Raw genomic sequence first — 23,979 nt, 5'->3', positions numbered from 1 at the left:
CCTAGGGGTTGGGTGGGGCCTCCCGCAGGGCGCGGAGGATGCGAACGAAGGTGGCCAGGTCGGTGACGACGTATCCGTCCTTGACGTTCTTGCGCGGCGCCTTGACCACGGCGACGCCGAACGGCATGCCCGCGTTCACGGCCTCGGCGTTGGCCTGGCGGACGTACTCGGGCAAGGTGATGCGCTTCTCCGCCTTGCACTCGATCACGACGGGCCAGGCGTGCAAGTCGCCTACGTCGTACCGGCCTTGCTGTGTCTGGCGCTTGCAGTTGTGGGGGTCCGCGGAATCGGCGAACTGGCGCGGCTCGCCCTCAACTAGCGGCAGGTACTTGCCAGTTGCTTCGTTGATGAAGTCGCGGACCGACGTTTCCCACGCGGTGCCCTTGCGCTTGGACTCATTGGCCACGCGACCGCCAGGTGTCACGGACGGCCGCCAGGCCCTCGGCCAGCAGCAGGCAGAGCACGCCGAGTGCCACCATGGCGCAGCCGGCCAGGGCGAGCAGGGCCAGCAGGTTGGCGGCCAAGTCGGGCCAACTCATGGTCACGGACGCCCCTTTCGGTTCCGCCACCGGTCCACCAGGGCGTGGATGCCGAGGGCGAGCAGCAGGGCGAGTAGGGCGGCCTCGGCGCCGAGCAGGCACCGCAGTACGGTGCCGAACGTTTCACGGTCCATCGGGGATGACCCCCTCGACCAGCAGCAGGGCGCCCCGGGTGGTGCCGACCATAGCAGCGTCCAGGACGCGGGAGAAGTCGGCTCGGCTGCGCGCGTCGTCGTAGATCACGATGTTGTCGCCCACTCCGGCCGTGCGGATCAGGCCGAGGGGCGGGCACTGTTCGGGGGTGACTCGAAAGATCACGCGGTCACCGGCCCGGGGGGACAGTGACGGCTACGTGCTCGGTCGTGATGTTCACTTCGCGCATGCACCGGCGCTTGACGAACCCACTCTCGTTGCCGGTCGGGCGCACTCGCAGGAACGGCACGACGCGACCGCCGACCAGGGCGCTGGACACGCGGGTGACGACGCCCTCGGCCAGGCGGACCCGGTTGTTGAGGCGGGCGGCGTAGACGATCACGGCGCCGGGGGTGATCGGGACTCCGGCTATGTCGGTGGCTGGACTCTTGGCCAAGTGCTCTCTCCGTCGGGCGCATGGGGTGCGGACATGGGAAAGGGGGCGGGCCGTGGTGACCCGCCCCCTTGGGCAGCGTGAGATCTCACACTGGTGGCGCGTTAGAACCCGACGCGGGACAGGTCCGGGTTCTTGGTGTCGCCGTCGTACGGCTTGATGACCTTGAGGACGGGCTTGCGGAACTTCACGTCCTGACCGGCGGCGGTGGTGAACTCGACCAGTTCCAGGGTGAGGCGGACGACGGCCGGGCCGCCGACCTTGTCCAGGGCCTCGGCGTACTCGTGGGCGACCTTGGCCAGCTCCCAAGAGCTGGACGTGAACTTGAACTTGCCGAGGTCCACGTCACTGGCCAGGCGGAAGGTCAGCGAGATGGACGGGGCCGGGCCTCGGCCGGTCTTGGCCCATGCCTTGCGGTCGGCGAGCAGCGGCGGGCAGCCGCACGGCTGGCCCTGGTCCTCCTCGGGGCCGAGGAACACGGCGCCGTTGCACTCGTGGATGGGACCGGAGCGGCCCCACAGGATCAGGCGGCTGTCGATGGCGTCGCCGTTCTCCACGATGATGTCCACCGAGGCGGACTCGGTGAGTACCTGGTAGATGTCCTCACCGGAGGTGTCCCACGTCTCGGACTCGCCGCCGAGGGCGGACGCCACGGCGTCGGCAACGTCCGGGTCGCCGGTCGTGACGCGCCAGTTGGGCAGCGACACCGGCCGGTTGAGGCTGTTGAGCATGCCGGACCGGAACTTGCCCACGATGTCGCTGGTGTACTTCGGCTTGGGTCGGGCGTCGGGGTCGGTGTCGAAAATGGCCAGGGTCGACAAGCGGTGGTGCTCCTAAGTGGTGCTTGGGGGTGCGGAGTTGGTCACCGAGGGGCGGCGCGTGTCCACGGGGCCGGCTGGCCCTCTGCCGCGCCGCTCCCCCGGCTCACTGGGATGGATGGGGGCCGGTAAAGGCGCTGCGGGGCGGGCTACTTGGCGCGTCGCTCGGTGCCGGTCACCAGGGCGCCGCCGGACGCCACGGGCTTGCCGAGCACTTCCTTGCTGATCTCGCGGTCCCAGTTGAACGTCTGGCGCAGGGCAAGGAAGTGGTCGAATACCCGGTCCGAGATCTCCACGGGCTTGAGGGCCCACGCCTCGGGGGTGACGTGCAGGACGGCCCCGGCGTTGATCTCGGGCATGGGGTGCTCGGTGCCCTCGGCGTCCACGATCTTGTCCGCCCTGGCGTAGGCGGTGAGCTGCAACGCGACGGTCGGGTACGTCGCCTTGCTGGTCTTCCAGTCCAGGACGCACAGTTCGCCGTCCACCTTGGCGATGGCGTCGAACGATCCGGCGTAGGCGTGCTGGTCGCTCCACGCGATGTCTTCCAGCCGCAGGAACTCGGGCTGCACCCGGTCCAGGAACTCGGAGAAGTGACGGCGGTACGGCTCGATGTCCGGGCCGACGCGGCGCACGTCCTCACCCCTGGCCAGCCGCTCGAACACGTCGTGAGCGGCCGAGCCGATGTCCGCGCGCTGGCGGGTGTACCGGCGGGCGGCGCCCTTGAGGTAGTCGACGGCCCCGGCCTGGTCGTTGAGGACCAGGCCCACCAGGGAACCGATGTTGTTGACGGCGGCCTCGGCCACCATCTTGGCTTCCCAGTAGCGCAGGAAGTCCTGCGGCAGCATCGAGAGAATCGACGTGACGCCCGGGACCTTGACGCGCGTTTCGGGGTTCACGTACAGGCGGGAACCCCCGCGCATGATGGTCGAGATGGTGGCCAAGAACTCTCCCGTGGTTGGCGCTGTTGTGCCTTGCACGGGGATGGATGGGGGCCGGTCAAGGGCCAGCCGGCGCGGGGAGCCAGATCACGGAGTGTGTTCACGTGATCGCCCGCGGAACGGTGGCGGCCAGCAGCTCGGGCACGTGAAAGCCCCCGCCCGCCCAGGAAGGGGCGCGACGGGGGCTAGAACGGCCGTACGGGGCCTACGGGACCGGGAACCCCTCGGCCCACGCTCGGCGCAGCCTCTCGGCCAGCTCACGGGCACTGTCGGCCATCACCTCGGCCAGCTCTCGGCGGTACTCCGGGACGGCCGGATCGTGGGCCAAGTCGTCCCACTGCTCGGCGCCGAGGCGAACGCAGTGCAGTGCGCCGGTCAGGTCATCCCGCGTCAGGTCCAGCATCACGCGGCGCCGCTCGGTCACCAGGGGTCCTCTCGTAAATCAACAGGCCCCCACCTACCGTCATGGTAGATGGGGGCCTGTTGGTGTCCGGACTACTCGGCGTCGCCCTCGGGCGGGGCGACCTGGCCGATCAGCTCGGCTACCCGGTCACGAATCGCCCACAGCTCCACCAGCGGGTCCGTGCCCTCGGTCGCCGTGGTCAGGTCGACCGAGGCGAGGGCCGCCCGGATGCTGGCGAGCATCGCCGCGCCGTCCTGGGGCTTCTCGGCGGGGGTGGACTGCTCTCCCCCGTCCTCGGCGCCCTCGGCGTCGCTGGTGTCCTCGGCCGGGGCCTGTGCCCTGCCCGCCTTCTCGGCGGCCTGGCGCTCCCGCTTCTCGGCGGTCGTCTCGTCCACGATGCCGTACCCCTTGAACAGGGCTTCCGTCGTCTCGGCGCCGGGGAACTTCGCGCGCTGCTCCTCGTCGTCCATCACGCCACGCAGGTACAGGACCCGCACGTCGTTGCCGTGCGCGCGGGTCGCGCCCCGCACCTTGTGAGCGGCCTTGGACGCCGGGTCCATCTCCTCACCGGCGGCGGGCTTGACGACCTTGAGACCGGCCTCGGTCCACATGTCGGCCAGCGCGTCCCGGGTGCGCTGCTGCTGGACCAGCAGGTCCGGCCAGCCGTCGCCGTCCCGCGCGATTTCGAGCTTGATCTTGTGCTGCATGATGGCGAGCTGCTTCGGTCCGGCCTCGGCCTTCTTGGACGCACTGACCACCTTCTTGGCCAGGGCCGCGCCGTCGGCCACCAGGTCGACCACGGCCTGAATGCTGCGGTAGCTCTCGACGTGGGCCGTCACCTTGCCCTCAAGGGGGGTCTCGGTGCTGCTCGGGTCGGGGTCCGAGACGCTGGCCAGGATCACAGTCGGGATGTTCTCGGCGGTGCGCTCGACCGGAAGGTTGTCCGAGTCCATCGGCGTGCCGGACTTGTCCGCGCCCGCTTCACCGGCGGTGTTGACCAGCTCGGCCAGCTGGTCCCACACATGCTCGGCCGGGTCGCCGTCGGCGTCGTACTCAAGGTCCATCACGTCGGCCAGCATCTCAGTGATGTCGGCGCGGGTGATGGCCACCCCCGGGTTCTCGTAGCCGTACCAGGCGTTCCGCAGGGCGTTGGGGGTGATGCGCTCGGCCGGGGCGTCCTCGGCCGGCTGCTCGGCCACGGCGGCGTCCTCGGCCGGGAACAGGCCCTCGGACTCGGCCGGGGTCTGCTCGGTGACCACGGGGGCGGCCTCGGCCTTCTTGGCGGCCCGGCGACGCTTCGGCTTGGCCTCGGGCTGCGCCGCCTCGGCGGGCGCCTCGGCCGGGGCCTGCTCGGCGGTGGCCTCCGCAGCGAGGGCGGCCAGCTTCTTGCCGCAGTTAACGCACAGCGCGTCACCGAGCTTGGCCGCCCGCAGCGGGGACGCTGCCTTGCCGTTGCACAGCGTCTCGATCTCGGAACGCTCGCTGTTGAAGATGATCGCGTGCGGCGTCGCGCCCTTGCCCACGGTCCCGACCTGGTGGCCAGCATCCTTGGCAGTGCGGACAGTTGCCTTGTCGGCGCCCTTGGTGGACATGGTCCCTCCCTTTCGTTGCCCCGGTCCGTCCGGCGGCGTGCTCTGATCTTGGACCATCAGAGCAGTGTTAGTCAAATAACTCTGCTCGGTCATCTGTGCGGACCGGTGTCGCCATGGTGGCAGCGTGAGATCTAACGCTGGGCCGGAACGCGAAAAAGCCCCCGCAGCACACCCGGTCGGGGTGCGCCACGGGGGCGGGGTTCAAGGCATGCGGCTGGCGATGTCGTCGGTCTTGGCGTGCAGCTCGGCAACGGTGCCGTCGTTGACGATGGCCACCTGCGCGTCCTGGGGGCCAAGGGCGCCCTCGGATTCGTGGGACAGGCGGGTGACGCCGGGCCGGTCGACGTGGACCAGGACGAACCCGGCCGCGTGAAGGGCGGTCGCCTCGTTCCTGTACCGCACGTCCGTGATGACCACGGGTCGCCGCCCGGACTTCCCGACGCTGCGGGCCTGGCGCATGGCGGCGCGAATCCAGAATCCCGAGTCGATGTCCCGGATGCTCTGGCCGAACGCCTGCAAGGTGCGCCGCACTTCGGGGCTGGACTTGGCGCGCTCCCACCCGATCTCGTCCACCAGGTCGGCGATGCGGGCCCGGCCGTACTTGCCGTCCAGGGAGTACAGAGGGTTGGCCTTGAGGACGGCCGCCTTGAGTGGGTCGGCGAACGCCACCCTGGCGAACCCGTGCTTGCTCACCAGCCGTTCGCCGATGGTGTCCTTACCGGTCCGGGCCCTGCCGATGATACCGATTCCGCGCATGCCGCTACCTCCCGTGGTCGTGTTCCACGGGAGGTAATGGGGGGTGGTTAGGGCGCGGACTCGGGGTCACCGAGGGCATCCCGGCGCGCCGCCATACCGGCGACAAGGGCGGCCTCCTCGCGGGCGTCGGCCACGTGGACGGGGGTCACCCGGTTGTGGGCGCCTCGGCCAAGGACCAGGGCCACGGCGGCGACGGCCAGGCCGATGACGGTTTCGTTGCCCTCGACGCCGGCCAGCTCGGGCACGAACGCGCCGAGGGCGGACAGGACGGCCACGATGACGGACCGGACCATGACCGGGTTGGCCTTGATGGTGTCGGTGAACTTCATTGTGGTGCTCCCTACTTGGATGCGATGCGGATTGCTTCGGCCACGGCGGCGCCGAGGCCCATGACGACGGTGGCCGGAACCGCGTAGCGCCAGCGTTCGATCTGGCGTAGGCGGTCCTCGTGGTCGGCCAGTTCGGCGCGGACGGATTCGCTGGTCTGCGTGAGGCCGCGTACGTCCTCGCGCATGCCGACGATCTGGTCGTAGATCTCCCTCGGGGAGATGTGGACGCCGAGGGAGTCGGGCTGGTCGGTCAGGGGGTCACGTCCTTAACTGCCGTACGCCTGGCGGAACAGGGCGGCCCAGCCCTTGGGTCCGATGGACGGGTCGTAGCGCTTGCCGCGCTCCTTGTAGGCCGGGTGTGCGTCCAGCCACTTGGCCACCGCGGACTGTGTCTTGGGGCCGTAGTTGTCCGCCGCTGCAACGGACTTGGGCATGTAGCCGGTCGCCTTGAGGGCGGCCTGTAGCTGTCGGGCCGAGGGCCGGGCCTTGTTCGGCGCGATGCCGTTCGGGTAGGCCGGGGGCACGTAGCGGCCCGTGCTCGGCTTGGGCGGCTTGGGGGCCGGGCCGGGCGCCGGCTGCGGGTTCGGCGCCGGGGCCGGTGCGGAAGTGCCCCCGCCCGAGGCCGAGTTGCCACCACCCGGAGCGGTCGGCTTGGCCGGAACGTTGATCTCCTGGCCTTCCCGGACGACGTTGGGGTCCTTGATGTCCGGGTTGAGGCCGAGCAGCACGGCGACCGAGACGCCGAGGGCGGCGGCGATCCCGCCGAGGGTCTGGCCCTTGGTGATCCGGTGACGGCCGGTGGTCGACGGGGCGCCGCCGGAGTAGGCCGGACGACCGAACCCGAGGATGTAGGCCCGACTGCGGGTGCGCGCGTACACGCCATCCCCGTTGGACTGTGAACCCACCTGCCCGCTGGACGTGTTGGCCTCGACGGTCAGCACGTCGGCGGTACCGGTGGACGCGGCACGCACCACGCCCACGTGGTCGGCGGTGGGGCCGCCGTCCCACGAGAAGAACACGATGTCCCCGGGGACGACCGAGGCGTTGCGGCCGAGCCACTGGCCGCGCTGCTTGAACCACGCCACGTGGCTGGGGCAGTAGGCGAACCAGCCGACGGCGCTTCGCTCGCCGATGGCCTGGCCCCACAGGCTCACGGCCATGTCGCAGTAGGGATTGAAGTTGAGGCCGTAGGCGCGGCCGTACTTGGAATCGTTGTTCGGGCCCTCGCGGTAGCCGATATCGGCGGACGCGACGCGCACAAGGTCGTTGCCAGTAGCCAGGGTTCTGGTCCTTTCGGGCATGCGAAAGGGGCCAGCGTGAGATCTCACACTGGCCCCTCGGCGGGGTGGGTCAGGAAGGGTCGGCCGGTCCGGTGAGCGGCACCACGGGGTTGGGGTCGGTGGTGGGGTTCTGCACGGTCACCGAGGCGGCCAGGGGCCGGTAGTCGGCGACGCGCCGCAGCAGTGCCGTAACGGCTTGCTCGGCGGCGCGCAGGGCTTCCGCTCCGGCGCGGGACACGGCCAAGTCGTCGGCCACGCCGGAGTCAACGCCGGTGAAATAGGCAGTGATCGCGCGTACGTCGGCGTCCGGGAGAACGATGGTCAGGGTGAAGGAATGGCCGTCGGCCACGGGGCCCCCTTACGGGTCGATGGTGTAGAACCCGGCGGCGGTGGCGTTGGCGGCCACGGAGAGTTGTGTGCCGACGGTGATGCTGGGCCAGACGTAGAGGGTCGGGGAGCCACTGGCAACCCGCGCTTGAACCTCCACACGGCGCCACGTGGTCGGCTGGCGGGCGAACCCGTCGCCCATCGGATACAGCCAGTCGCAGCGCAAGCGGTGGTTCCCGCCGATGCCTGCCGCGTAGGCCGTGGTCGTCGCGTTGGAACTGAAGTCGCGTAGGCGAAACTCGACCACGCCCGTACCGCCGAGCTGGTAGTAGAACTCACAGCGGATGACCGGGTTGTTGACGCCACCGATCGGGAACTCAAGTACCCGGTTGAAGGTGGACCCGCCGGGCCACCACGGGTACGAGTTGACCGGGCAGTGTTCATCCCGGGCGCCTCGGCCAGGGGTGCGTTCCAGCCGGTCCAGGCGGGCCCGCAGGGCGGCCAGGTCGGCGCCGAGGTTAGGGCCGTGCATAGCTGCCGACACGATCGAACACCCCCTTGGGAGCGAGCGTCAGCGCGGTGTCCTCTCCGCTGCTGTCGACCCGGGTCGTGATCTCGGTGACCTTGTACGTGCCGTTCACGGCGGGCCACCCGGCGACGCTTGCGCGGACTTGGACCAGCTGGCCCACGGACAGGTCACCGACGCCCGGGTACTGCCCGGGGTAGAGGCGAACGGACGGAACCACCAAGGGCGTTGAGCCCTCGCTGATGGCCTGCTGGGCGTACCCGGCCAGGGTGCCCGCGTCGGTCACGTCGGTACGGGACTGGACGGTTGCCAGGCGCGGGATTCGCCGGCTGGCGTCCGTCTCGTGCTCAAGGTCGTACCACCACGTCACCAACTGGGCCTCGGCGTCCCCGGCCCCGGTGGCGGTGGCCTCGGTGGCGACGTTGGACCCGTCCACGGTGAACGCGGTGACATCGCAGGTGGCGCCGTGGTCCAGGACCACGGACGTGGGCTCACCCGTGGTCGGGTAGCTCATGACGAACCGGTTGATCAGCCGACCGGCTGACCAGGCGGGGTCAATGCGGAAGTCGAACCCGTCGCGCACGGCGGCCATGTCCTCGACGGCCTGGCCGAGGTTCTTCCACTCGTGGCGCCAGTACGTCCGGTCCCGCAGGACGCCCGTGGTGAACGTGTCGTCCAGCGTCAGGGCATTGGGGCCGGTGTTCCACGGGTAGGCGCCCGTCCCGTCCCCGAAGTCCCGCAGCAGGGTCCGCACGATCAGTGCTTGGTCCCGCTGGGTGTGCGTGGACGTGTAGTTGATGACCCGTCGGCGGTAGTAGGCCCATAGGCCGAGGCACGACAGGGTGACCTCTTCGGCACCGAGGTCGACGCCGTACGACACCAGCGGCCCGCCCCACAGGACTTGGCCGCCGCGCTGGATGTAGACCAGGACCCGCCAGGGCTGGAGGGCCTGAAAGTCGAGCGGGCCGGCTGCGAGGGGGACCTTGATGCTGGCGGCGCCCGGGGCGTTGAGCGTGCGCGTGAACTGGAGATCTGAGACTGCCAGTTCGCCCCAGACCTGCCCGGACAGAAACTCGGCGAAGATGACGCGGTAGTGCAAGAGCCTCCTACTCGGCGGGGATCACGGTCATCTGGCCGTTGCTCTGCCACTCGTCGAACTGATGCGAACCACCCTGTGAGTACAGGTAGATGTAGACGGCCAGGGCGGTGTTCTTGGGGATCTGCACCTGGGCGGTACCGGCGTGGACACCACCGGCGTTCATGTAGCTGCGCATGCTCTCCCACTGGAACACGCCGTTGGACAGGGTCCACGCCGAGGTCCAGCCTTCGCGGCCGGGCGGGCACGAGTAGCGCATCTGGTAGGACAGGATGCCGATCCGGTCGTACGGGGTGGCCGGGCCGTCGAACATGATCATGCGGCCGTTGCCACCGCCGGGGGCGTCGGCGCCCCACCAGCCGGTTGCACCCTTGCCGGTACAGCTCATGAACACGGTGGGCCGGTAGGTCACCGGCCGTGCGTCCGTGGCGCCCTTGACGTACAGGCGGTCCTCATCGGTGGAGTAGATCAGTCCGCCTCGGGCCTGGCTGGTGGCGACCGCCGCGACGCCCTGTCCGGCGGCCGTGCGGATCGGGGCCAGGACGGTGGGGTCGCTCTGTCCGGCAGTGGTGTACCGCACGTCCTCGATGTCGGCGGCCGACAGGGACGTTGAGCCCTTGCGGACCTTGATCTTGGCCAGGATCAGGTAGCTGTCGAACGGGACCGAGGGAACGGCGCCGCCGTCCGTGCCCTTGACAACGTCCAGCGTCCATCCGGCCGTCAGGTCGCCGGGCACGAAGGTGGCAAGGGGCACCTCGGCGAAGGTGGTTGCGTCGGTGTCGGTGGACACCCGGGCAACGATCAGGTCCCAGCGGTCGGCGCTGGCGCTCGGGGTGGCCAGGTTGAACGCGACGCCGGGGGCGGGGAGTTCGACGTAGAAGCTCTCACGCGGGTTGCGCACTCCGGCCGAGGTGGCGGGAATCCAGGCCCGGCCGCCGGCTACCGCGACGCGTGCGGAACTGCCGGTCACAGCCGATACCTTGAGGCCGTCGGCGGTGGTACCGGGGACTACTCCCACGGTGGTGCCGCGTACGTCGGTGAGCAGGGCCCGGAAGTCGGACGGGCTGTACTCCCCCTTGTTGAGGTAGAGCGGGGCGCGGAGTCCGCCAGGCATGCGGGTACCTCTCTCAGAGCCAGGCAGAGCGCCAGCGCGCCACTGCGGTACGGGACTTGTCGCCCAACAGGTCGTCAAGGACCAGGTCGTTGACGCCGGGGCGGAGTGGGAACCAGACCGATTCCGCGGTGAGGTTCCCGTAGCGGGACGCGCCGTTGAGCAGGACGGCGCGGCTGCGGGTGTCGATGGTCAGCACCTCGCGCGGCGGTACGTCGATCTGCACCGTGATGCGCTCGGACGTGGACCGGTTGGTGATGCTCGGGGACGACACGGGGCCGGTGATGGTGTACGTGGGCCAGGTCGTGGTGTTGCCCGCCACGGTGATGGGGACCGGGGCCGCCATGCCGACGGCGCCCGCCTTCATGAACCCGAACGGGAACTTGAGAGGGAAGATCTTCACGGACCCGCGCGGAGTGATCGGCAACACCTTGGTTGTGGCCTCGGTGTCCGCGTACAACAGCGGGTCCGGGCAGAACAGTTCGACGGCCACCCGGACCGCCCCGTAGGCGTACGACTGGTCCAGGCGAACGTCTCGCTTGCGGACCTTGGCCAGCAGCCGGCCAGCGCCTCCGGCCACCCCGGGGAAGGAGAAGCGGAACGGCCGTAGGGGGCCGCCGGGCTGGAACGCTGCAAGGGTGTCCTCGACGTTCTTGGGGCCGTCCAGGACGACGAACGCCAGGTGGACGATGCGCCCGCCGAGGTAGTCCGTTCCGGTGGCCAGGCCGTCGCGCTGCAACAGGGCCTTGTCGGCGGCGCGCACCTCGGGTGCGTCCAGCAGGCCGGTGACCTCTTGCAGCACGATGGCCGAGGGGCCGCCGAGCAGGACGCCACCGTAGTGGGCCGTCCAGGACTCGGCGGCGAACGACATCGTGACGCCGGTCTCGGGCATGGGTAGGACCGGCGGCGGGGGTGGGTTGCCGGTCGTGGTGAACTCGACCTGCGCGGACCACGGGCCCCACGTGGTGGCGTCCCCGGCCTTGCACTCGACCCGGTAGGCGGTGCCCGCATTCAGCGGGTAGTCCGCAGCGTTGCCCGCCGAGTCGTTGCCGAGCGTCAGCGCCTTGGTGCCGGTGAACTGGCTTGTGATGCTGTCGTGGGCCACGGGGCCACCCGAGAGGGTGACCACCCGGGCCGCGTAGCGGGTCGCGCCCGCCACGGGGGCCGTGATGGTGATGGTGACGGTGGACTCAGTGACTCCGGTCAAGGTGATGACCGGGGCGGCCACTGCCAAGCGGTTACCTCCCTCCGTATCGGGTGTCCCACGCGATGGCCCGGCCGATCTCGTAGGGGTCCGCGTCGGTGCGGACGTTGACCGTGACCCCGGCCCCGGCAGCGTTAGATCTGACGCTGGCCCCCTCGGTGGGGGTGATGGCGTCACGCGCCAGGGCGGGGGCGGTGCCGACCGCCAGGGCCGGAACGGCGCGGGGGCCGGTAGTGAGGGCGTCGGCCAGGCCGAGGGCGTATCCCTCGGCGGTGCGGCGCATCTCGGGGGCGGTGGCCTCAAGGCCGACCGCCAGGCCCCGGCCTGCCCACATGCCGAGTTCGGCCGTGACGCGGGACGGGGAATGGATGCCGAGGGCGTCCCGAATGGGTCCGGGGATCACGTTGGAGACGAACCCGGACACCTTGTCCTTGATCCAGCCACCGGCGTTCTGGATGCCCTGCCACAGTCCCTCGACCACGTGGCGGCCCTCGCCGACCAGCAGCGTTCCCAGGTTGCCGATGCCCGTAGCGACCTTGCCGGGCAGGGCCTTGGCTTCCTCAACAACCTTGCCAGCGCCGTCCGTTACGGCGCCCTTCATGTCGTTGAAGCCGTCGCGTCCGGCGCGTGCCAGGTAGCTGCCGAGGCTGGACAGGCCGCTGACGAACCGTCCGGGCAGGCCGGTCACGTAGGACACTGCCTCGGAACAGCCGTTCGAGACGGCCGACTTGAAGCTGTTGAAGTGGTCGGACACTGAGCCGGCGAACCGGCCGACAGCGCCCGCCGCATCGGCGATTCCACGGCCGAAGCGGACCACCCAGTCGATGACGTTGCCGACCCAACTGATGGCAGTACCAAGGGCGTTGAACAGGCTGCCGAGCACTTCCCCGGCGAACCGCAGGACGGGCGGGATGACCTCGCCGAGCAGTCGGGCGGCGAACTTGGCCACGGCCTCCGTGACGGTCACAACGACCGAGATCACGGGCTGCGCCTTGACGTAGACCTCGGTCAGCTTCTCGCCGAGCATCTGGACGCCGGGGGCGACGTACTGGCGGATCACGTCGGCGGCAGCCGACACGATCGGCGTCAAGTTCTCGTAGACGGCGCCGTACACCCGCATCACGGCGGGGAACACGGTGTCCGTCAGAATGCTGCCGACCGTGCGGAAGAGCGGCAGAAAACCCGAGCCCACCGCCGAGGCGACGGACTGGTACGCGGGTAGCAACTTGCCGACCACCACGTCCCCGAGGCCCTGCACAGCCGGCAGGACGTAGACCTTGGCCGTGTCCGCCAGGGACGACAGCTTGCCGCCGACCTCGGAGACGATCCCGGAGCCGGAACCGATGCCGCTGAACAGCTCGGTGGCGACCTCCCGGCCCTTGGTGAAGGCCGGGCCGAGAACGGACCCGACAACCGAGGCGCCACGCTCAACCCACGGGATCAGGTAGCCACCGACGGCGTTCGTGACGCCCTCGGAAATGCTGCGCTTGAAAACCTCGATCTTGCTTTGGGCATTGTCCCGAAGGGTGTTGCCCATCTTCTCGGCGGCGCCGCCGACTTCCCCGAGTGCCGCAACGGCATTGCTCGGGTCCATCGCGTAGAGCGCGGCGCCGAGGTCTTCGCTCTGAGTTCCGAAAAGTGCTACGGCGGCCTGCGACCGGGCGACCGGATCGGGTATTTCCTTGAGCTTTTGGAGCGTCAGGGAAAGGCCGTCGCTGGCCGTCTTTCCGCCCTGGCCGATCTTCGCGGCCATGTCCTCGGCGTCCAGGCCGAGCGCCTTGAATCCATCGGCGGTCGTCTTGCTTCCGTCGATGGCCCGGATAGAGAATTCCTTGAGGGCGTCCGCCGCTACGTCGGAATCCCGCGCGCCTGCCTGTACGGCCTGCGATATCAGGCCGAGGGCGGCCGGTCCGTCAAGGCCGAGCTTTTGGAACTGGACGCCGTATTCGTTGAACGTGTCAACGAGATCGTCGGCTTTGTTCGTGCCGTTCTGAAATCCCTTGGTCAGAACATCAAGGGCAGCCTCGGCATTCGGCGCCAGGCCGGTCCGCAGCATCTGCGAAACCGCGTTCGTGACCCCGCCAAGGTCCTGGTCGAAGACTCCAGCGACATCGGCCACCTTCGTGGAGATGGCCTGTAGCTGGTCGTTCGTCGCGCCCGGCGGTGCAATGCCGGACTGCATGACGGCCTTGATGGTGTCGGCGGCCGTCTGGAAATCCTCGGTGACGCCCTTTGAGTAGAGCTTTCCGGCGAGCTTTCCGGCCGAGGCCGCGGCCTCGTTTGTGGTGCCTAGCTGGGCCTGGAGTCGGCTCTTTATCGCGCCGTGTTCCAGTGCGTCCCCGATGCCCTGTGCGAGCAGGGCGCCGGCTGCCAGGGCGGCCCCGGCTATTCCGGCCTTGAGCTTTCCGCCGAAACCGGCGGCGAACCCCTGACCGGACTTTCCTCCGGGAGCCTCGCCCATCGTGGACTCAAGCTCATTGCTGGCCCGGTTTCCAGCCTCTCGCGCGGCATCGGTGACACCGCTCACCAAATGCGATGTGTCACCCGCGCGGATATCAACGTAAGCGGACCCGGCCCGAATTGCATTACCCCGACCGGGCACGCGCACCACCTATCGAATTAGCGGACGCTGGCCCATTCGGGCAGCCAGCGCCATGAATCCCCTACTTTCGTTCGGCTTCTTCGCCTCCACCCCGGGGCGGGGAACAGGAGACGGTTCGGGAACGGGATTCTTCCTCGCCCCTCCGAGCGCCACCAGAAGGGCGCCGATAAGCCAATTGGTCGACCGCATGTGGTCGATTTGAGATGCCAACAGGTGGCGGTCAAGGGTCCACTCGCCCACGTCCTCACCTGAGAGCGCCCGCACGTGGCAGGAGTCGGCGGGAAGCCGTGCCAGCAGGTCCCGGAAGCGGCCCCACGTCAGGGCGTGGGTGCCCACGTCCGCGTGAAGGTCGAGCCGGTACAGGCGCCGAAAGTCGGCGTCCAGGTCCGGGTAGTGCTCGGTGAGGTAGTCGGCGAGCGCCGTTATTCCCCCACGGTGGAGTCCTGGCCCTCGGCGTAGGCGCGGAACAGTAGGCCGAGGTCGTCCGCGCGGCCACCGGCCTGGCGGAACTCCTCGTAGCGGTCGGCGAGTAGGGCGCGGGCCATGCCCACGTCGTCACCGGCCTTGATGCACAGCTTCACGTCGTCGTCCCAGAATCCGGGGGCGGGGATGGCGAACTCGGCGCCGTCCGGGGCCTCGAACTCGATGGTGTCGCCACCGAGGCGGGCGGCGGCGTTCTGCCGCAGGGTGGCCAGGCGGTAGCGGGCGCCGTTGGGCTTGCTCAAGTAGGTATCTCCTGTGGTGCTGCGGGTCGTTGCGGGTCGGCAGCGTGAGATCTCACACTGACCCCGAGGGGCCCCGGACCCGCATCACGGGGCCGCCTCGGGGAGTTGGAGTCACCCCTGTTACGGGGTGACGGTGATCCCGGCCGCAGTGAGGACCGGGGCGTCGGTGATCTGCCACTGAGCGAGGGAACCGGCGTTGCCGAGGGCGGAGAGGGTGAACCCCCACGTGACGGCCTCGGTGTTCTTGAAGCTGGGCGATTCCACGTCGCTGACCTGGCCGACGGCGATGTACAGGCGCCACATCTGGCCTACGGCGTCCTGCCACTCGAACAGGTACGTCTCACGGGGCCGGCTGACGGTCGCCTTGATGTCCAGGACGCCGGACTTGGAGTCGCCACCGGCCGTCAGGGCGGAGCCGTAGAACGTCTCCAGGACGGCCTTACTGGACTCCAGCGCACTGACCTTGAGGGTGAGCTTGCGGCCCTTGACCAGGGTCCGCACTACGCCGTTCTGCCAGGACGTGATCTCGTCGGTGTCCTCGGAGAACTCATGGGACACGCCGTCGTCGGTGAAGGTGCCGAGGCTGGTCCACTTGGTCAGGTCGGTGGCCACACCTGCGGCGGGGAGAGGGGTGCCGAGCGGTGCCTTGTAGAGGGCGCCCCCGGTAGCGACACGGGTTAGCTCGGGCTGGAACATCGGGGTGGTGCTGGTGGGCAGGGGGTTACTCCGATCGGGTCGCCCGCGTGGCCAGGTCAATGGACGCCAGCCAGCGCGGTTCGCCGGTGATGGCGTCGGGGGCGTATTGCGGGGCGGAAGTCACCCGCACGGAGGCGATGGGGCCGGGCTGGCTGTCGAGTGCCAGCAGGGCGCCGAGGACGGCCTGTAGGGCGTCGTGGGCGTCGGCCCGGTCGGGGCCCCACACCTCAAGGTCAAGGGCGGCGGTGTCGAGTACGGGCCAGGTCATGGACCCGCCCGTCCGGCCGACCACCAGAAACAGGTGCCCGTCCGCGACGGCGGGCAGCTCGGTGCCGCTGCGCAGGTTGGGAAGTGCGGCCCGCAGGTGGGCCAGCGCCAGGGCCTCGGCGTCGGGGAAGACGATCAACTAGTCCTCCCGGATGGACTGCAAGGCCCGGCCGAGCACGCGGTGTTTGGGGTTCTTGCCGCCTCGGGCGCCGAGTTCGATGACGTTCGCGGCGGGGTCGGTGTTGGCGACCTGCGCGAACGCCTTGCCGTTCTTCACTCCGGAGCGGAGTTTGAACTTGCCTGCGTAGTCGCCGGATTGGCGCGGGGCGATGGCCTCGGCCTTGGCCTTGACCTCCTGGGCCTTGCGGACCAGCACGGCCAGGATCTCGGGGTCCTGGGCGATGGCGTCCAGGGATGCGGCGTCGATCTCCACGCGCACGTCAGACACGCTTGACCCCCTCGTAGTTGGTCAGCTCGGCCTCGACGTGGTGGGGCCCCGCGGCCGTCCGCACAAGCCGTACGGGGCGGGCGAGTTGGTACGTCTGGCCGTCGACCGTGATGCGGTCGGACAGGGACAGGTCGGCGTCCGGGGGAAGGATCAGCAGGCTGGTACGGACCCCGCCGGGGGCCGGGCGGCCGAACAGCTCGGCGCCCTGGTCCTCGACCCACGCGGGGTACTCGGCGCGGGTCGACGTGGACCAGTCGTCCACGGACGCGCCGTACCGGTCCGTCCTGCGGCCCGGTCTCTCGACCAGCGCGCGGTGCACCAGCAGGGCGGGCGGTATCAGTCCGGCCACCCCACATCCGTGACGGTGCGTCGGTCGCACCGGTCGTAGCCGAGACCGACCTTGGGGCTGGCCGTCTGCGGCAGGCCCACCAGGCGCCGCAGTTGGGCGCGTTCGTCCTCGGTCAGGCCGAGGCCGGCTGACGCCGAGGCGTCGCGCTGGTAGCTGTAACTGCCGATGGTCTCGGCGGTGAACCCGCCGGGGTTGTCCAGCGCCCGGCCGACCATGCGCACGACCAGGACCTTGGCGACCGGTAGGGCGGCCTCGGGCAGGGGCGTCCCGGCCTCGGCCAGGATCAGGGCGGACGCGTCCTCACAGAGGATCGCCACCCGGGCCCGCTCGGCGTCCCCGAGGGGAACGGGACGGCGGGCGGATACGTCGTCAGCGGTTGCGTACAGGGGCCCTCCGCCCAACTCGGCGGGGGCCAGCGTGAGATCTCACACTGACCCCCGGGGGTGTTACGCGGCGGGCTTGAGCTTCAGGCCGATGGCGCGGTTGGCGTCCAGGGTGCTGACGCCCATGAGGGTGGACACGACGGAGCGGTCCGTCAGGGTGTCGCTGTTGTAGTCCCGCAGGTACCGCAGCGCGTAGCCCTGGCCGTCGGCCGAGGCGGCGAAGGTCGCGCCCTCGGGCTTGCGCGGCGCGCGGACGACCAGCGCGAACGCCTCCTTGGTGAAGCCGATCGCGCCGTTGATCTGGTTGGACAGGAACAGGTTCCAGCCGGACAGGCGGCCGATGTTGGCGTCCCGCAGGGCGCCGCCCTCACCCGCAGCGTCCAGGCGGATGATCTTGTCGTCCTCCAGGAGAACGGACAGGATGTCCGGCGAGACGACCAGGATGCGGCCGGTGCGGTTGATCTTCCGCTTGTCGAACGCGATACCGGCGTCCTTGATCGCCTTGTAGGCGCTGGACGGGTTCGCGGCATCGATCAGCAGGGAACCGGCGCCCGCCGGAACCTTGTTCATCTCGGTGGCAAGGTTCGCCTCGACCTTGTCGGCGACGGCCTGAACCTGCGGGTCAAGGATCTGACTCGCGTAGTCCTCGACGTTGAGGTTGGCGTCCTCCTCGGTGAGGTCGACGGCCGAGTAGACGTGGCGGTCGATGGTGACCGGGGTGGTGCCCTCGGTCACGGTGTCCGTGGTGATGGACGCCTTGTTCTTGAGCGTGGTCTCTCGCGCGACCAGGGCGCCGGGCTTCTTGATGTTCACGACGGTGCCGACACCGCCGACGAAATCGCGCTCGGCGTCGCGGAAGACGAGACGGCCTAGGACGAGCTGTTCCTTGAGCAGCGGGATAGCTGCCTTGGAATAGACCTTGGCCAGGTTGAAAGCGTGGTCAGCCAAAGGGAGTTAGGGCCTTTCTTAGCCGAGGCGGCGGGCCAGCACGGTGGCCGCCAGCTTCATGGGGTCGATGTCGCCCGTGGTGCCGTTGTCGACGGCGCCGCCGGTCGGAACGGTCGGGGTGGGACGGGTCCGCAGGTTCGGGGTCGCGGCCCCCTTGAGCAGGTCGGCCAGGGCCTTGGCGTCGGCGGCCAGCTCCTCGGCGGTGGCGCCCTTGAGGCGGTCCGCCAGGGCGGCCGGTAGGCCGTGCTCGGTGGCGACCTTGGCGCGTGTCTGTGCGGCCCGCAGGTCGGCAAGCTCGGCCTCTGCTGCGGCGGCCCGGTCGGCGGCGTCCTTGGCGGCCTGCTGGGCGCGCTCCTGCTCGCTGAGCTGAGCGTCCTTGAGGGCCTTGAGCTCGGCGACGGCCGACTTGTAGGTCTCCAGCTCGGCGGCCGTCAGGGCCGGGGCCGAGGGGACAGCCGGCGTGGGCGCCGGGGTGGGCTCCGGGGCGGTCGCCTCGGGGGCCGGGGTGGTCTCAGTCGTCGGCGCTTCCGCCACTCGGTTTCTCCGTCTCTGCCTTGGTGGTCCGGCCGTCCAGGTGGCGGCGGACCTCGTTCATGTCGCCGTGGTCGGCGTAGAGCTTGTGGAATCGCTGGCCCGCGTCGGACAGTGGCGTACCGGCCCGGAACACGGGCTGCGGCTGGCACCGACAGTGGTCGTGGTAGCGCTTGCCGTTCTTGGCGGTGATGGCGGCGCCACGGGCCTTGTAGACGGCGCCTCGGCTGGCCAGGACGCCGCAGAACGCGCAGCAATTCCGGTCGAACGGGGCGCGCTGGTATCCGATAGCGCGGTCGTCGCGTTCGATGCGGTGGGCGATGGTGTCGCGGGAGCCGCCGAGGATGCTGTGTGACATCTGGCCGGACTGTTTGACCCACGCGGCGCGGGCGGCCTGCTCGAAGGTCATGCCCCCGTCCAGGGCCTTGCGGATGTAGGCCGGGCCGATCGGCCCAAGGCTCAACTCCATCTCGCCCGAGGTCACCAGGTCGGCCAGGAAGCGCCCGGCCGGGCTGGTCCCGGGAACGCCCTCGGCGGCCCGCAGCATGTCGTAGTAACCGGCCGCTGCTCTGGCCGAGTTGTGTTTGGCCTCGGCCAACACCGGTTCCGCAAGGCGCAGATACTCGGCGAACGAGTCGTCCAGGTTCTCGATGTCCAGGACGCCCCACAGCGTGAGCACACGCCGTAGGGCGCCCGAGACGATCCCGCCCTGTGCGGCGCCGTGCGCCCGCGTGAGGGCCTGTGCCAGCTCGGTGGCGGCCGTCATGCGGCCAGGCCCTGCGCGGCCGGGACAGGGCCGTCCACGCCCGGGGACCCGGTGAAGAACTGGGCCATGGCCCCGGCGACGGCGGCGTTGTCCTTGAGGGTCCGCCAGTACGCGATGTCCGCAGCGGTGACGCCGGGGATGCGCGACCACAGGCCCTCGGGCGGAATGCCGAGCATCTGCGCGGCCTTGCCGAGGCCGTCCACGGTGGCGGGCAGGGACCGGGACTCGGTGTCGCGCCAGACGATGCGGGCGGACGTGTCCTCGGCGGTGGCCAGGTCGCCGGCTGCTGCTGCGGCCAGGCGGAGGACCTGAGCCCACGACTCACCGAACAGGGTCCGGCGTTCGTCCACCTTGTGGCGTAGGCCGTCCTGCGCGGCTGTCAGGGCCTCGGCGGAGAGGTTCACCAGGGAGCCCAGCAGCGTGTGCACGGGCACCTGGGCGATGGCGGCCATGCCCCGGACTCCGGCCTCAATCGAGTTGAGGAACCCGGACAGGTCGGTCTGGCCGAACTCGCCGAACTGCGCGGTGGGACTGTCGGTCATCCACAGCCGGTTCACGGCGGCGGAAAACGGTTCGACGGCCTGGCCGGTGGTCGGGTCGCGCGGGATCGCCAGGCCGGTGGCCCAACGCTGTCGGAACGCCGAGTAGTTCTGTGCCATCAACAGGCCGAGGGTGGTTTCGTTGAGCCGTTCCTGAATGGGGATCAGCGGTTCGACTTCGCCGACCGGGACGGCGCCGTCGTCCATCGGCAGCCGGTTGACGAACCGGACGACCGGGCAGACGCCGAGGCCGTGCGGGACGGGCTGTTCGTGGATCTCGACGGCCGAGGGGTCGTCCAGGCTGGACCCGTCGCCGGGCACCCGGACGAACGTCACCGTATCGGCGTCCCACAGCTCAAACAGCGTGCCGTCCGAGTCGTCGGACATCGGCACCGAGCGCATCCGGCGCAGGGCCCACACGGGCCACTCGTCGCCGGGTTCGGCGTAGTGCACGGTCCAACTGGTCGACGGGGCCGACTGGATGACCGGGAACGGGTCGCCGGGGCGGACGGTGACGTAGCTGACGCCGTAGGCCAGCGCAGAGCGGTGAACAACGGTCTGGTGCATCTGCAAGCGGTTGGCCTGCCAGATGTCCCAGACGGACAGGTCGTCGCCCGAGTCGGGACGGCGGAAGCCCTCCACGAACAGGTTCTCGGCGGTCACGTCGACCACCAGGGGAAGCCAGTTCGCGATTGCCCGTTCCCGCATTACCTTGTATTCGCGGTCGTACGTCTTGGGCATGTACGACTCGCGGAATTCGCCACGCAGGGCGCTTGCTATTCGCTGGACCCGGGCAGACTCCGCCGATCGAATGGCGAGAGCACCGGGCAGCACGTCAAGTGCTCCCGCCAAAAGGTGAAACTCCCTAGAAACTCACGAACGTGCCGGGCGCCTTTCGGGCCCTCTTTTCAATGACTCCGGCCTCAAGGGCCGTGCGTCGGGCTTCTCGGGCCAGGACAAAAGCAGCCGCGGCGTCCACCTTGTGGGGTGATTCACGGGACTGCTTGCCGAATCCGATGCCGTAGTTGTTCGGCCGGCGCCGGGCATTCTTGAGATGCCGGATCAGCGACGGGTGGTCCTCAATGGAAAGAGCGCCCTCGACAATGGCGGCGTGGGTCGCCTCGGCGGCGCGGGTGAAATCCCGCAGCCGGTTGCGCATGTCGAATGCGACCGAGTGCTTGGGGCTGGCCTTGGTGAAAAGGTGTTCCCGGAAGTCCTCGGCCCACTGGTCGACGTAGCTTTCCCAGAACGCGACATCGGCGTTGAACGCCACCACGTCGAAGTTCTCGAAGGTGTCGCGGACGGCCTTGTCCACGTCGGGCCGGGGAACCTCCCAGCCGATCGCGTCGGGCCCGTCCGGGCGTTCCCAGACGCCCACAACCCACGCGTGGCCGGTCTCCACGTCGACGCCCACCAGGGCGGTAGCGTCGTCGCTCTTGCTCCCGTCGAACCCGAGCGCCACCAGGGCGCCAGGCTCCGGGGCACCACCGAGGCCGGCCAGGACCACGGCGTCCACCTCGGCCGGGTCCAACCACGAATCGCTACTTGCGACCACGTGGTTGCAGTAGAAGCGCCGCATCTCCGAGGGGTCGGACGTGGGGTCGTAGATCTCGGCCATGACTCGGCCGAGGTCGACCCACGTCGAATCCCCGTACGCGACCCGCAGCGCTTCCCGGAGCTGGTCCGGGTCGGCCAGGTCGACATCCGGCGGCGCCTCGCGGCAGTCGTACAGAACGTCATTGGTCCGACGGGCCTTGCCCATCTTGATGTCAATGAACGCGTCGTATTCCTGCTCGCCCACCGAGTTTTCACCCGGGGCATGGGCATTGGTCGTCATGACCATGCGCGCCATACCGCCGGGCCGCTTGCCAAGATTTCTTGCAAGCACTCGGGCCATGGCAAACCCACCAGTGGATTTTGACCAATGATGGATTTCGTCCGCGACGACAAATGTCGGTCGGGCGCCTTCCAAAGATGCGGAGCTGGCAGTTACCGGCTCAATCTTTCCGGGCCTGCCATCCGCAAATTGAATGACGGTCTTCCCGACATCCAAGTTGTAGTCTCGGACGGCAGGAGATTCGACCAACATTCCACGAACCGCGTCCATCGTGTTATATGCCTGCTGTACGGAAACAGCGGCCATCTGGACATGCGGCGCATTCTCGGAGCGTCCAGCAGGGTGGAGATTCCCGAACGGGTCACGGACGAATTGCCCGGGACTCGGTCGGCATGGACCGATGAATTCCACAATGGCCAGCGCAGCGAGCAAGGGCGACTTTCCCCAGCCCTTGGAACGGCGCAGGATCGCGCGGCGGTACGAGAACTTCCCGGCGTCGTCCAGGGCGTAGAACCACAGGACGAACAGGGCCTGCTCTTTCGTGAACCGCCAGGGCTGGCCCGCGTGTTCGCCGTCCGGCTGGCGGATGTACCGGGAGCACCAGGCGATGACGTGCCAGCCAAGGGTGCGCTCGGGCAGGCCGGAAGGAAGGTTGCCGGTCTGCACTAGGCGCCCCCGAACATGGCGGCGTAGTCCGCCAGGTCGATGACCTCGGCGCCCTGGCCCACGGCTTCGCCGGGGCCCTCGGCCGAGCCGGCGACCTTGATGCGGGCGCGGAGTCGATCCAAGTGCGTGGCGCCGAGGGACTGTTCGTTCTGCCGGATCTCGGCCAGCAGCTTGGCGGCGCGGAGTGGGTCCTTCTCGCGGTGGTAGCCGTCGACCAGCGGCAGCAGCATGACCAGCCGTTGCCAGTCCGTCCCGACGAACACGGCGGCCTGCGGGGCGGTGGACCAGGTGGTCCACCACGTCCGGGTGGCCGACAACCAGCGCTTGGGCGTGGGGAGTTCGGGAGCGGCGACGGATTCCGCGGTGACCTCGGCAACGTCCTGGTCGAACGTGTCGGCATTGGTCCTGCGGGCGTTGGTCTTGGGCGGGGGCCCGAAGCCAGCCAAGCGGCCCCCTTCCTTGGGTGCGGGCGGAGTCCTGTACGGCCGTCTGCGGCCCGTTGAGGGGCCCGGCCGAGGAATCCCGCCCGGGGGCGCTGTGCGCCCGCCAGGGGCCCGCTCACGTGCGCGCGTTACGTGCACGCGCGCGTAGGCCACCCGGGTCAACCGGCCGAAAGGCCAGGTCACAGCGGGTGACCGAAAGATCAGATCGGAAGTCCCAGACCCGTAGCCAGGCCGATTCCTGCTATGGCGTAGCGATAGGGGAGGAAGGGAGGGGAGTCCTCCCCCACTACCCTGAGTAACCGGGATGCCTCGGAAGCTCACGCATCCGTGACCATCGGCCACCAGGGGCCCGGTCCGCGTCACTGCCCGCGCGACCCTCGCGCCCCGACTTCACCGAGTGGTGATAGCCGCACAGCGCTTGCAAGTTGGCCACGTCGTGGTTGTCGCCAGGGGTGATGTGGTCGCAGTCCGTTGCCAGCTCGGGGCAGCGTCCGCCCGTGTCGGTGCGTATCCACTGACAGCGCCAACCGGCCCGGTCCATCACGAACCTGCGGCGGGTGGCCCAGTCACGGGGCAGCCTGCTGGCCCGGTCACTGCCCTGCCAGCCGGGCACTCAGTCCCACCACCGACGGGCGACCAGCCCCAGCACAGTGACCACCAGGGCCATGGCCAGGACCATGCCGAACACGTCCCACCCCGACAGGCGGCCAGGCCCGTGGTGGTGCACCACAGGGGCGCTGACCACGGGGACCACCACGGGGTGAGGCACGACCACGACGGGCGGTGCAGCGACCCGAGGCGGGGCAGGCTTGGGCTGTACGGGCTTGGGGGCCGAAGGCTTCACCACGGACACACCAGGGCGTCCGGACGTACCGGGCAAGGGGTTCCTCCTGTGGGTGTCCCGAGAGGGATTCGAACCCCCATCGCACGGCGTCTAAGGCCGTCGTCTCTGCCGGGTTGGACTACCGGGACAGGGCAGGGTGAGATCTCACACTGCGATGCGGTGCCCGGGGGATTCGAACCCCCACTACCCGCGTGAGAGGCGGGCGGCCTAACCGTTAGCCGAGGGCACCAAAACCCCCGCCCTGGCGAGCGCTCAACCTGCGTGCGCCGGAGAGACGCGACTTACCGCAGGGAGCGCCCGAGAAAACGGGCGGGGGCCGATCGGGAAAGGGTGCCGCATGCGTTACTGCGCGCACGCGCGTTTCCCGCTTACAGAGAGATTAATGGGGGGTGGTAAAGGCCCGGCGCGGGCGGGCCGCGTGCACGAATGC

Annotated in this window: 32 protein-coding genes and 2 tRNA genes; all 34 read right to left on the bottom strand. The window is 69.4% G+C overall.

What is annotated here, in order from left to right; all coding sequences use genetic code 11:
• Window position 1: 1 nt before the first annotated feature.
• Window positions 2-406, bottom strand: coding sequence for a hypothetical protein (locus ACIOFR_RS13900; protein ID WP_400996123.1), 405 nt, complete (start codon window positions 404-406; stop codon window positions 2-4).
• The gene (locus ACIOFR_RS13895; RefSeq protein WP_400996121.1) at window positions 396-539 is read right to left on the bottom strand and encodes a hypothetical protein; all 144 of its coding nucleotides are present in this window, start codon (window positions 537-539) and stop codon (window positions 396-398) included. The genes ACIOFR_RS13900 and ACIOFR_RS13895 overlap by 11 nt, the downstream gene beginning before the upstream one ends.
• Window positions 540-541: 2 nt before the next feature.
• On the bottom strand, window positions 542-673 hold the full coding sequence (locus ACIOFR_RS13890) for a hypothetical protein (RefSeq protein ID WP_255360243.1): 132 nt from the start codon (window positions 671-673) through the stop codon (window positions 542-544).
• Window positions 663-857 carry a hypothetical protein gene (locus tag ACIOFR_RS13885; RefSeq protein WP_400996117.1) on the bottom strand — a complete coding sequence of 65 codons (195 nt, stop codon included), beginning with the start codon at window positions 855-857 and terminating at the stop codon, window positions 663-665. The genes ACIOFR_RS13890 and ACIOFR_RS13885 overlap by 11 nt, the downstream gene beginning before the upstream one ends.
• 4 nt (window positions 858-861) lie before the next feature.
• Window positions 862-1,128 carry a hypothetical protein gene (locus ACIOFR_RS13880; protein WP_043471110.1) on the bottom strand — a complete coding sequence of 89 codons (267 nt, stop codon included), beginning with the start codon at window positions 1,126-1,128 and terminating at the stop codon, window positions 862-864.
• A gap of 101 nt (window positions 1,129-1,229) precedes the next feature.
• Complete coding sequence (locus ACIOFR_RS13875; RefSeq protein WP_400996115.1) at window positions 1,230-1,946, bottom strand: hypothetical protein; 717 nt, start codon at window positions 1,944-1,946, stop codon at window positions 1,230-1,232.
• A 146-nt stretch (window positions 1,947-2,092) separates the two neighbouring features.
• A complete protein-coding gene (locus tag ACIOFR_RS13870) occupies window positions 2,093-2,884 on the bottom strand; it encodes a hypothetical protein (protein ID WP_043471116.1) in 792 nt (263 codons plus the stop codon).
• Between the two features lie 202 nt (window positions 2,885-3,086).
• Window positions 3,087-3,305, bottom strand: coding sequence for a hypothetical protein (locus tag ACIOFR_RS13865; protein WP_395295563.1), 219 nt, complete (start codon window positions 3,303-3,305; stop codon window positions 3,087-3,089).
• A gap of 71 nt (window positions 3,306-3,376) precedes the next feature.
• Window positions 3,377-4,876, bottom strand: coding sequence for a hypothetical protein (locus ACIOFR_RS13860; RefSeq protein WP_400996111.1), 1,500 nt, complete (start codon window positions 4,874-4,876; stop codon window positions 3,377-3,379).
• 201 nt (window positions 4,877-5,077) lie between these two features.
• A complete protein-coding gene (locus tag ACIOFR_RS13855; protein ID WP_400996108.1) occupies window positions 5,078-5,632 on the bottom strand; it encodes a hypothetical protein in 555 nt (184 codons plus the stop codon).
• A gap of 47 nt (window positions 5,633-5,679) precedes the next feature.
• On the bottom strand, window positions 5,680-5,961 hold the full coding sequence (locus ACIOFR_RS13850; protein WP_400996104.1) for a hypothetical protein: 282 nt from the start codon (window positions 5,959-5,961) through the stop codon (window positions 5,680-5,682).
• An 11-nt stretch (window positions 5,962-5,972) separates the two neighbouring features.
• Window positions 5,973-6,146 (bottom strand): hypothetical protein, encoded by a 174-nt coding sequence (locus tag ACIOFR_RS13845; protein WP_400996102.1) that lies wholly within the window; start codon window positions 6,144-6,146, stop codon window positions 5,973-5,975.
• Window positions 6,147-6,227: 81 nt separating this feature from the next.
• Window positions 6,228-7,220: a LysM peptidoglycan-binding domain-containing protein gene (locus ACIOFR_RS13840; protein ID WP_400996100.1), complete on the bottom strand. Its 993-nt coding sequence runs from the start codon at window positions 7,218-7,220 to the stop codon at window positions 6,228-6,230.
• A gap of 91 nt (window positions 7,221-7,311) precedes the next feature.
• Window positions 7,312-7,590: a hypothetical protein gene (locus ACIOFR_RS13835; protein WP_400996097.1), complete on the bottom strand. Its 279-nt coding sequence runs from the start codon at window positions 7,588-7,590 to the stop codon at window positions 7,312-7,314.
• A gap of 9 nt (window positions 7,591-7,599) precedes the next feature.
• Window positions 7,600-8,100 carry a hypothetical protein gene (locus ACIOFR_RS13830; RefSeq protein ID WP_400996095.1) on the bottom strand — a complete coding sequence of 167 codons (501 nt, stop codon included), beginning with the start codon at window positions 8,098-8,100 and terminating at the stop codon, window positions 7,600-7,602.
• The gene (locus tag ACIOFR_RS13825; protein ID WP_400996093.1) at window positions 8,087-9,193 is read right to left on the bottom strand and encodes a hypothetical protein; all 1,107 of its coding nucleotides are present in this window, start codon (window positions 9,191-9,193) and stop codon (window positions 8,087-8,089) included. The genes ACIOFR_RS13830 and ACIOFR_RS13825 overlap by 14 nt, the downstream gene beginning before the upstream one ends.
• Before the next feature lie 7 nt (window positions 9,194-9,200).
• Window positions 9,201-10,304 carry a hypothetical protein gene (locus ACIOFR_RS13820; protein ID WP_400996091.1) on the bottom strand — a complete coding sequence of 368 codons (1,104 nt, stop codon included), beginning with the start codon at window positions 10,302-10,304 and terminating at the stop codon, window positions 9,201-9,203.
• A 13-nt stretch (window positions 10,305-10,317) separates the two neighbouring features.
• A complete protein-coding gene (locus ACIOFR_RS13815) occupies window positions 10,318-11,508 on the bottom strand; it encodes a phage distal tail protein (RefSeq protein ID WP_400996088.1) in 1,191 nt (396 codons plus the stop codon).
• 31 nt (window positions 11,509-11,539) lie between these two features.
• Window positions 11,540-14,032 (bottom strand): phage tail tape measure protein, encoded by a 2,493-nt coding sequence (locus ACIOFR_RS13810; RefSeq protein ID WP_400996086.1) that lies wholly within the window; start codon window positions 14,030-14,032, stop codon window positions 11,540-11,542.
• A 497-nt stretch (window positions 14,033-14,529) separates the two neighbouring features.
• Window positions 14,530-14,832 carry a hypothetical protein gene (locus ACIOFR_RS13805; RefSeq protein ID WP_043471147.1) on the bottom strand — a complete coding sequence of 101 codons (303 nt, stop codon included), beginning with the start codon at window positions 14,830-14,832 and terminating at the stop codon, window positions 14,530-14,532.
• Between the two features lie 120 nt (window positions 14,833-14,952).
• On the bottom strand, window positions 14,953-15,528 hold the full coding sequence (locus ACIOFR_RS13800) for a hypothetical protein (protein WP_073924556.1): 576 nt from the start codon (window positions 15,526-15,528) through the stop codon (window positions 14,953-14,955).
• Window positions 15,529-15,553: 25 nt separating this feature from the next.
• Window positions 15,554-15,934: a hypothetical protein gene (locus ACIOFR_RS13795; protein ID WP_400996082.1), complete on the bottom strand. Its 381-nt coding sequence runs from the start codon at window positions 15,932-15,934 to the stop codon at window positions 15,554-15,556.
• Entirely contained in the window at window positions 15,935-16,243 is a 309-nt protein-coding gene (locus tag ACIOFR_RS13790) for a hypothetical protein (RefSeq protein ID WP_400996080.1), read from the bottom strand.
• Window positions 16,236-16,592: a hypothetical protein gene (locus tag ACIOFR_RS13785; RefSeq protein WP_400996078.1), complete on the bottom strand. Its 357-nt coding sequence runs from the start codon at window positions 16,590-16,592 to the stop codon at window positions 16,236-16,238. Before ACIOFR_RS13785 ends, ACIOFR_RS13790 begins: the two co-directional genes overlap by 8 nt.
• Window positions 16,580-16,909 (bottom strand): hypothetical protein, encoded by a 330-nt coding sequence (locus tag ACIOFR_RS13780; protein WP_400996075.1) that lies wholly within the window; start codon window positions 16,907-16,909, stop codon window positions 16,580-16,582. Before ACIOFR_RS13780 ends, ACIOFR_RS13785 begins: the two co-directional genes overlap by 13 nt.
• A 129-nt stretch (window positions 16,910-17,038) precedes the next feature.
• Window positions 17,039-17,923, bottom strand: coding sequence for a P22 phage major capsid protein family protein (locus ACIOFR_RS13775; protein WP_400996073.1), 885 nt, complete (start codon window positions 17,921-17,923; stop codon window positions 17,039-17,041).
• 18 nt (window positions 17,924-17,941) lie between these two features.
• A complete protein-coding gene (locus ACIOFR_RS13770) occupies window positions 17,942-18,457 on the bottom strand; it encodes a DUF4355 domain-containing protein (RefSeq protein ID WP_051741650.1) in 516 nt (171 codons plus the stop codon).
• Window positions 18,435-19,220, bottom strand: coding sequence for a hypothetical protein (locus ACIOFR_RS13765; RefSeq protein WP_043471164.1), 786 nt, complete (start codon window positions 19,218-19,220; stop codon window positions 18,435-18,437). The genes ACIOFR_RS13770 and ACIOFR_RS13765 overlap by 23 nt, the downstream gene beginning before the upstream one ends.
• A complete protein-coding gene (locus tag ACIOFR_RS13760; RefSeq protein ID WP_255360247.1) occupies window positions 19,217-20,593 on the bottom strand; it encodes a phage portal protein in 1,377 nt (458 codons plus the stop codon). Before ACIOFR_RS13760 ends, ACIOFR_RS13765 begins: the two co-directional genes overlap by 4 nt.
• Window positions 20,594-20,624: 31 nt before the next feature.
• Window positions 20,625-22,262, bottom strand: a complete 1,638-nt coding sequence (locus ACIOFR_RS13755) for a terminase (RefSeq protein WP_400996070.1) — start codon at window positions 22,260-22,262, stop codon at window positions 20,625-20,627.
• Entirely contained in the window at window positions 22,262-22,708 is a 447-nt protein-coding gene (locus tag ACIOFR_RS13750; RefSeq protein WP_051741654.1) for a hypothetical protein, read from the bottom strand. The genes ACIOFR_RS13755 and ACIOFR_RS13750 overlap by 1 nt, the downstream gene beginning before the upstream one ends.
• A gap of 610 nt (window positions 22,709-23,318) precedes the next feature.
• Window positions 23,319-23,450, bottom strand: a complete 132-nt coding sequence (locus tag ACIOFR_RS13745; RefSeq protein ID WP_400996066.1) for a hypothetical protein — start codon at window positions 23,448-23,450, stop codon at window positions 23,319-23,321.
• 152 nt (window positions 23,451-23,602) lie between these two features.
• A tRNA-Leu gene (locus ACIOFR_RS13740) sits at window positions 23,603-23,677 on the bottom strand.
• Window positions 23,678-23,706: 29 nt separating this feature from the next.
• Window positions 23,707-23,778 (bottom strand) — tRNA-Glu (locus ACIOFR_RS13735).
• Window positions 23,779-23,979 lie beyond the last annotated feature (201 nt).

It is taken from the genome of Kitasatospora sp. NPDC088346, assembly GCF_044740765.1.
Classification (GTDB): domain Bacteria; phylum Actinomycetota; class Actinomycetes; order Streptomycetales; family Streptomycetaceae; genus Kitasatospora.
Note: the sequence above shows the minus strand (reverse complement) of the source record. Positions and strands in the feature narration are given on the sequence as shown.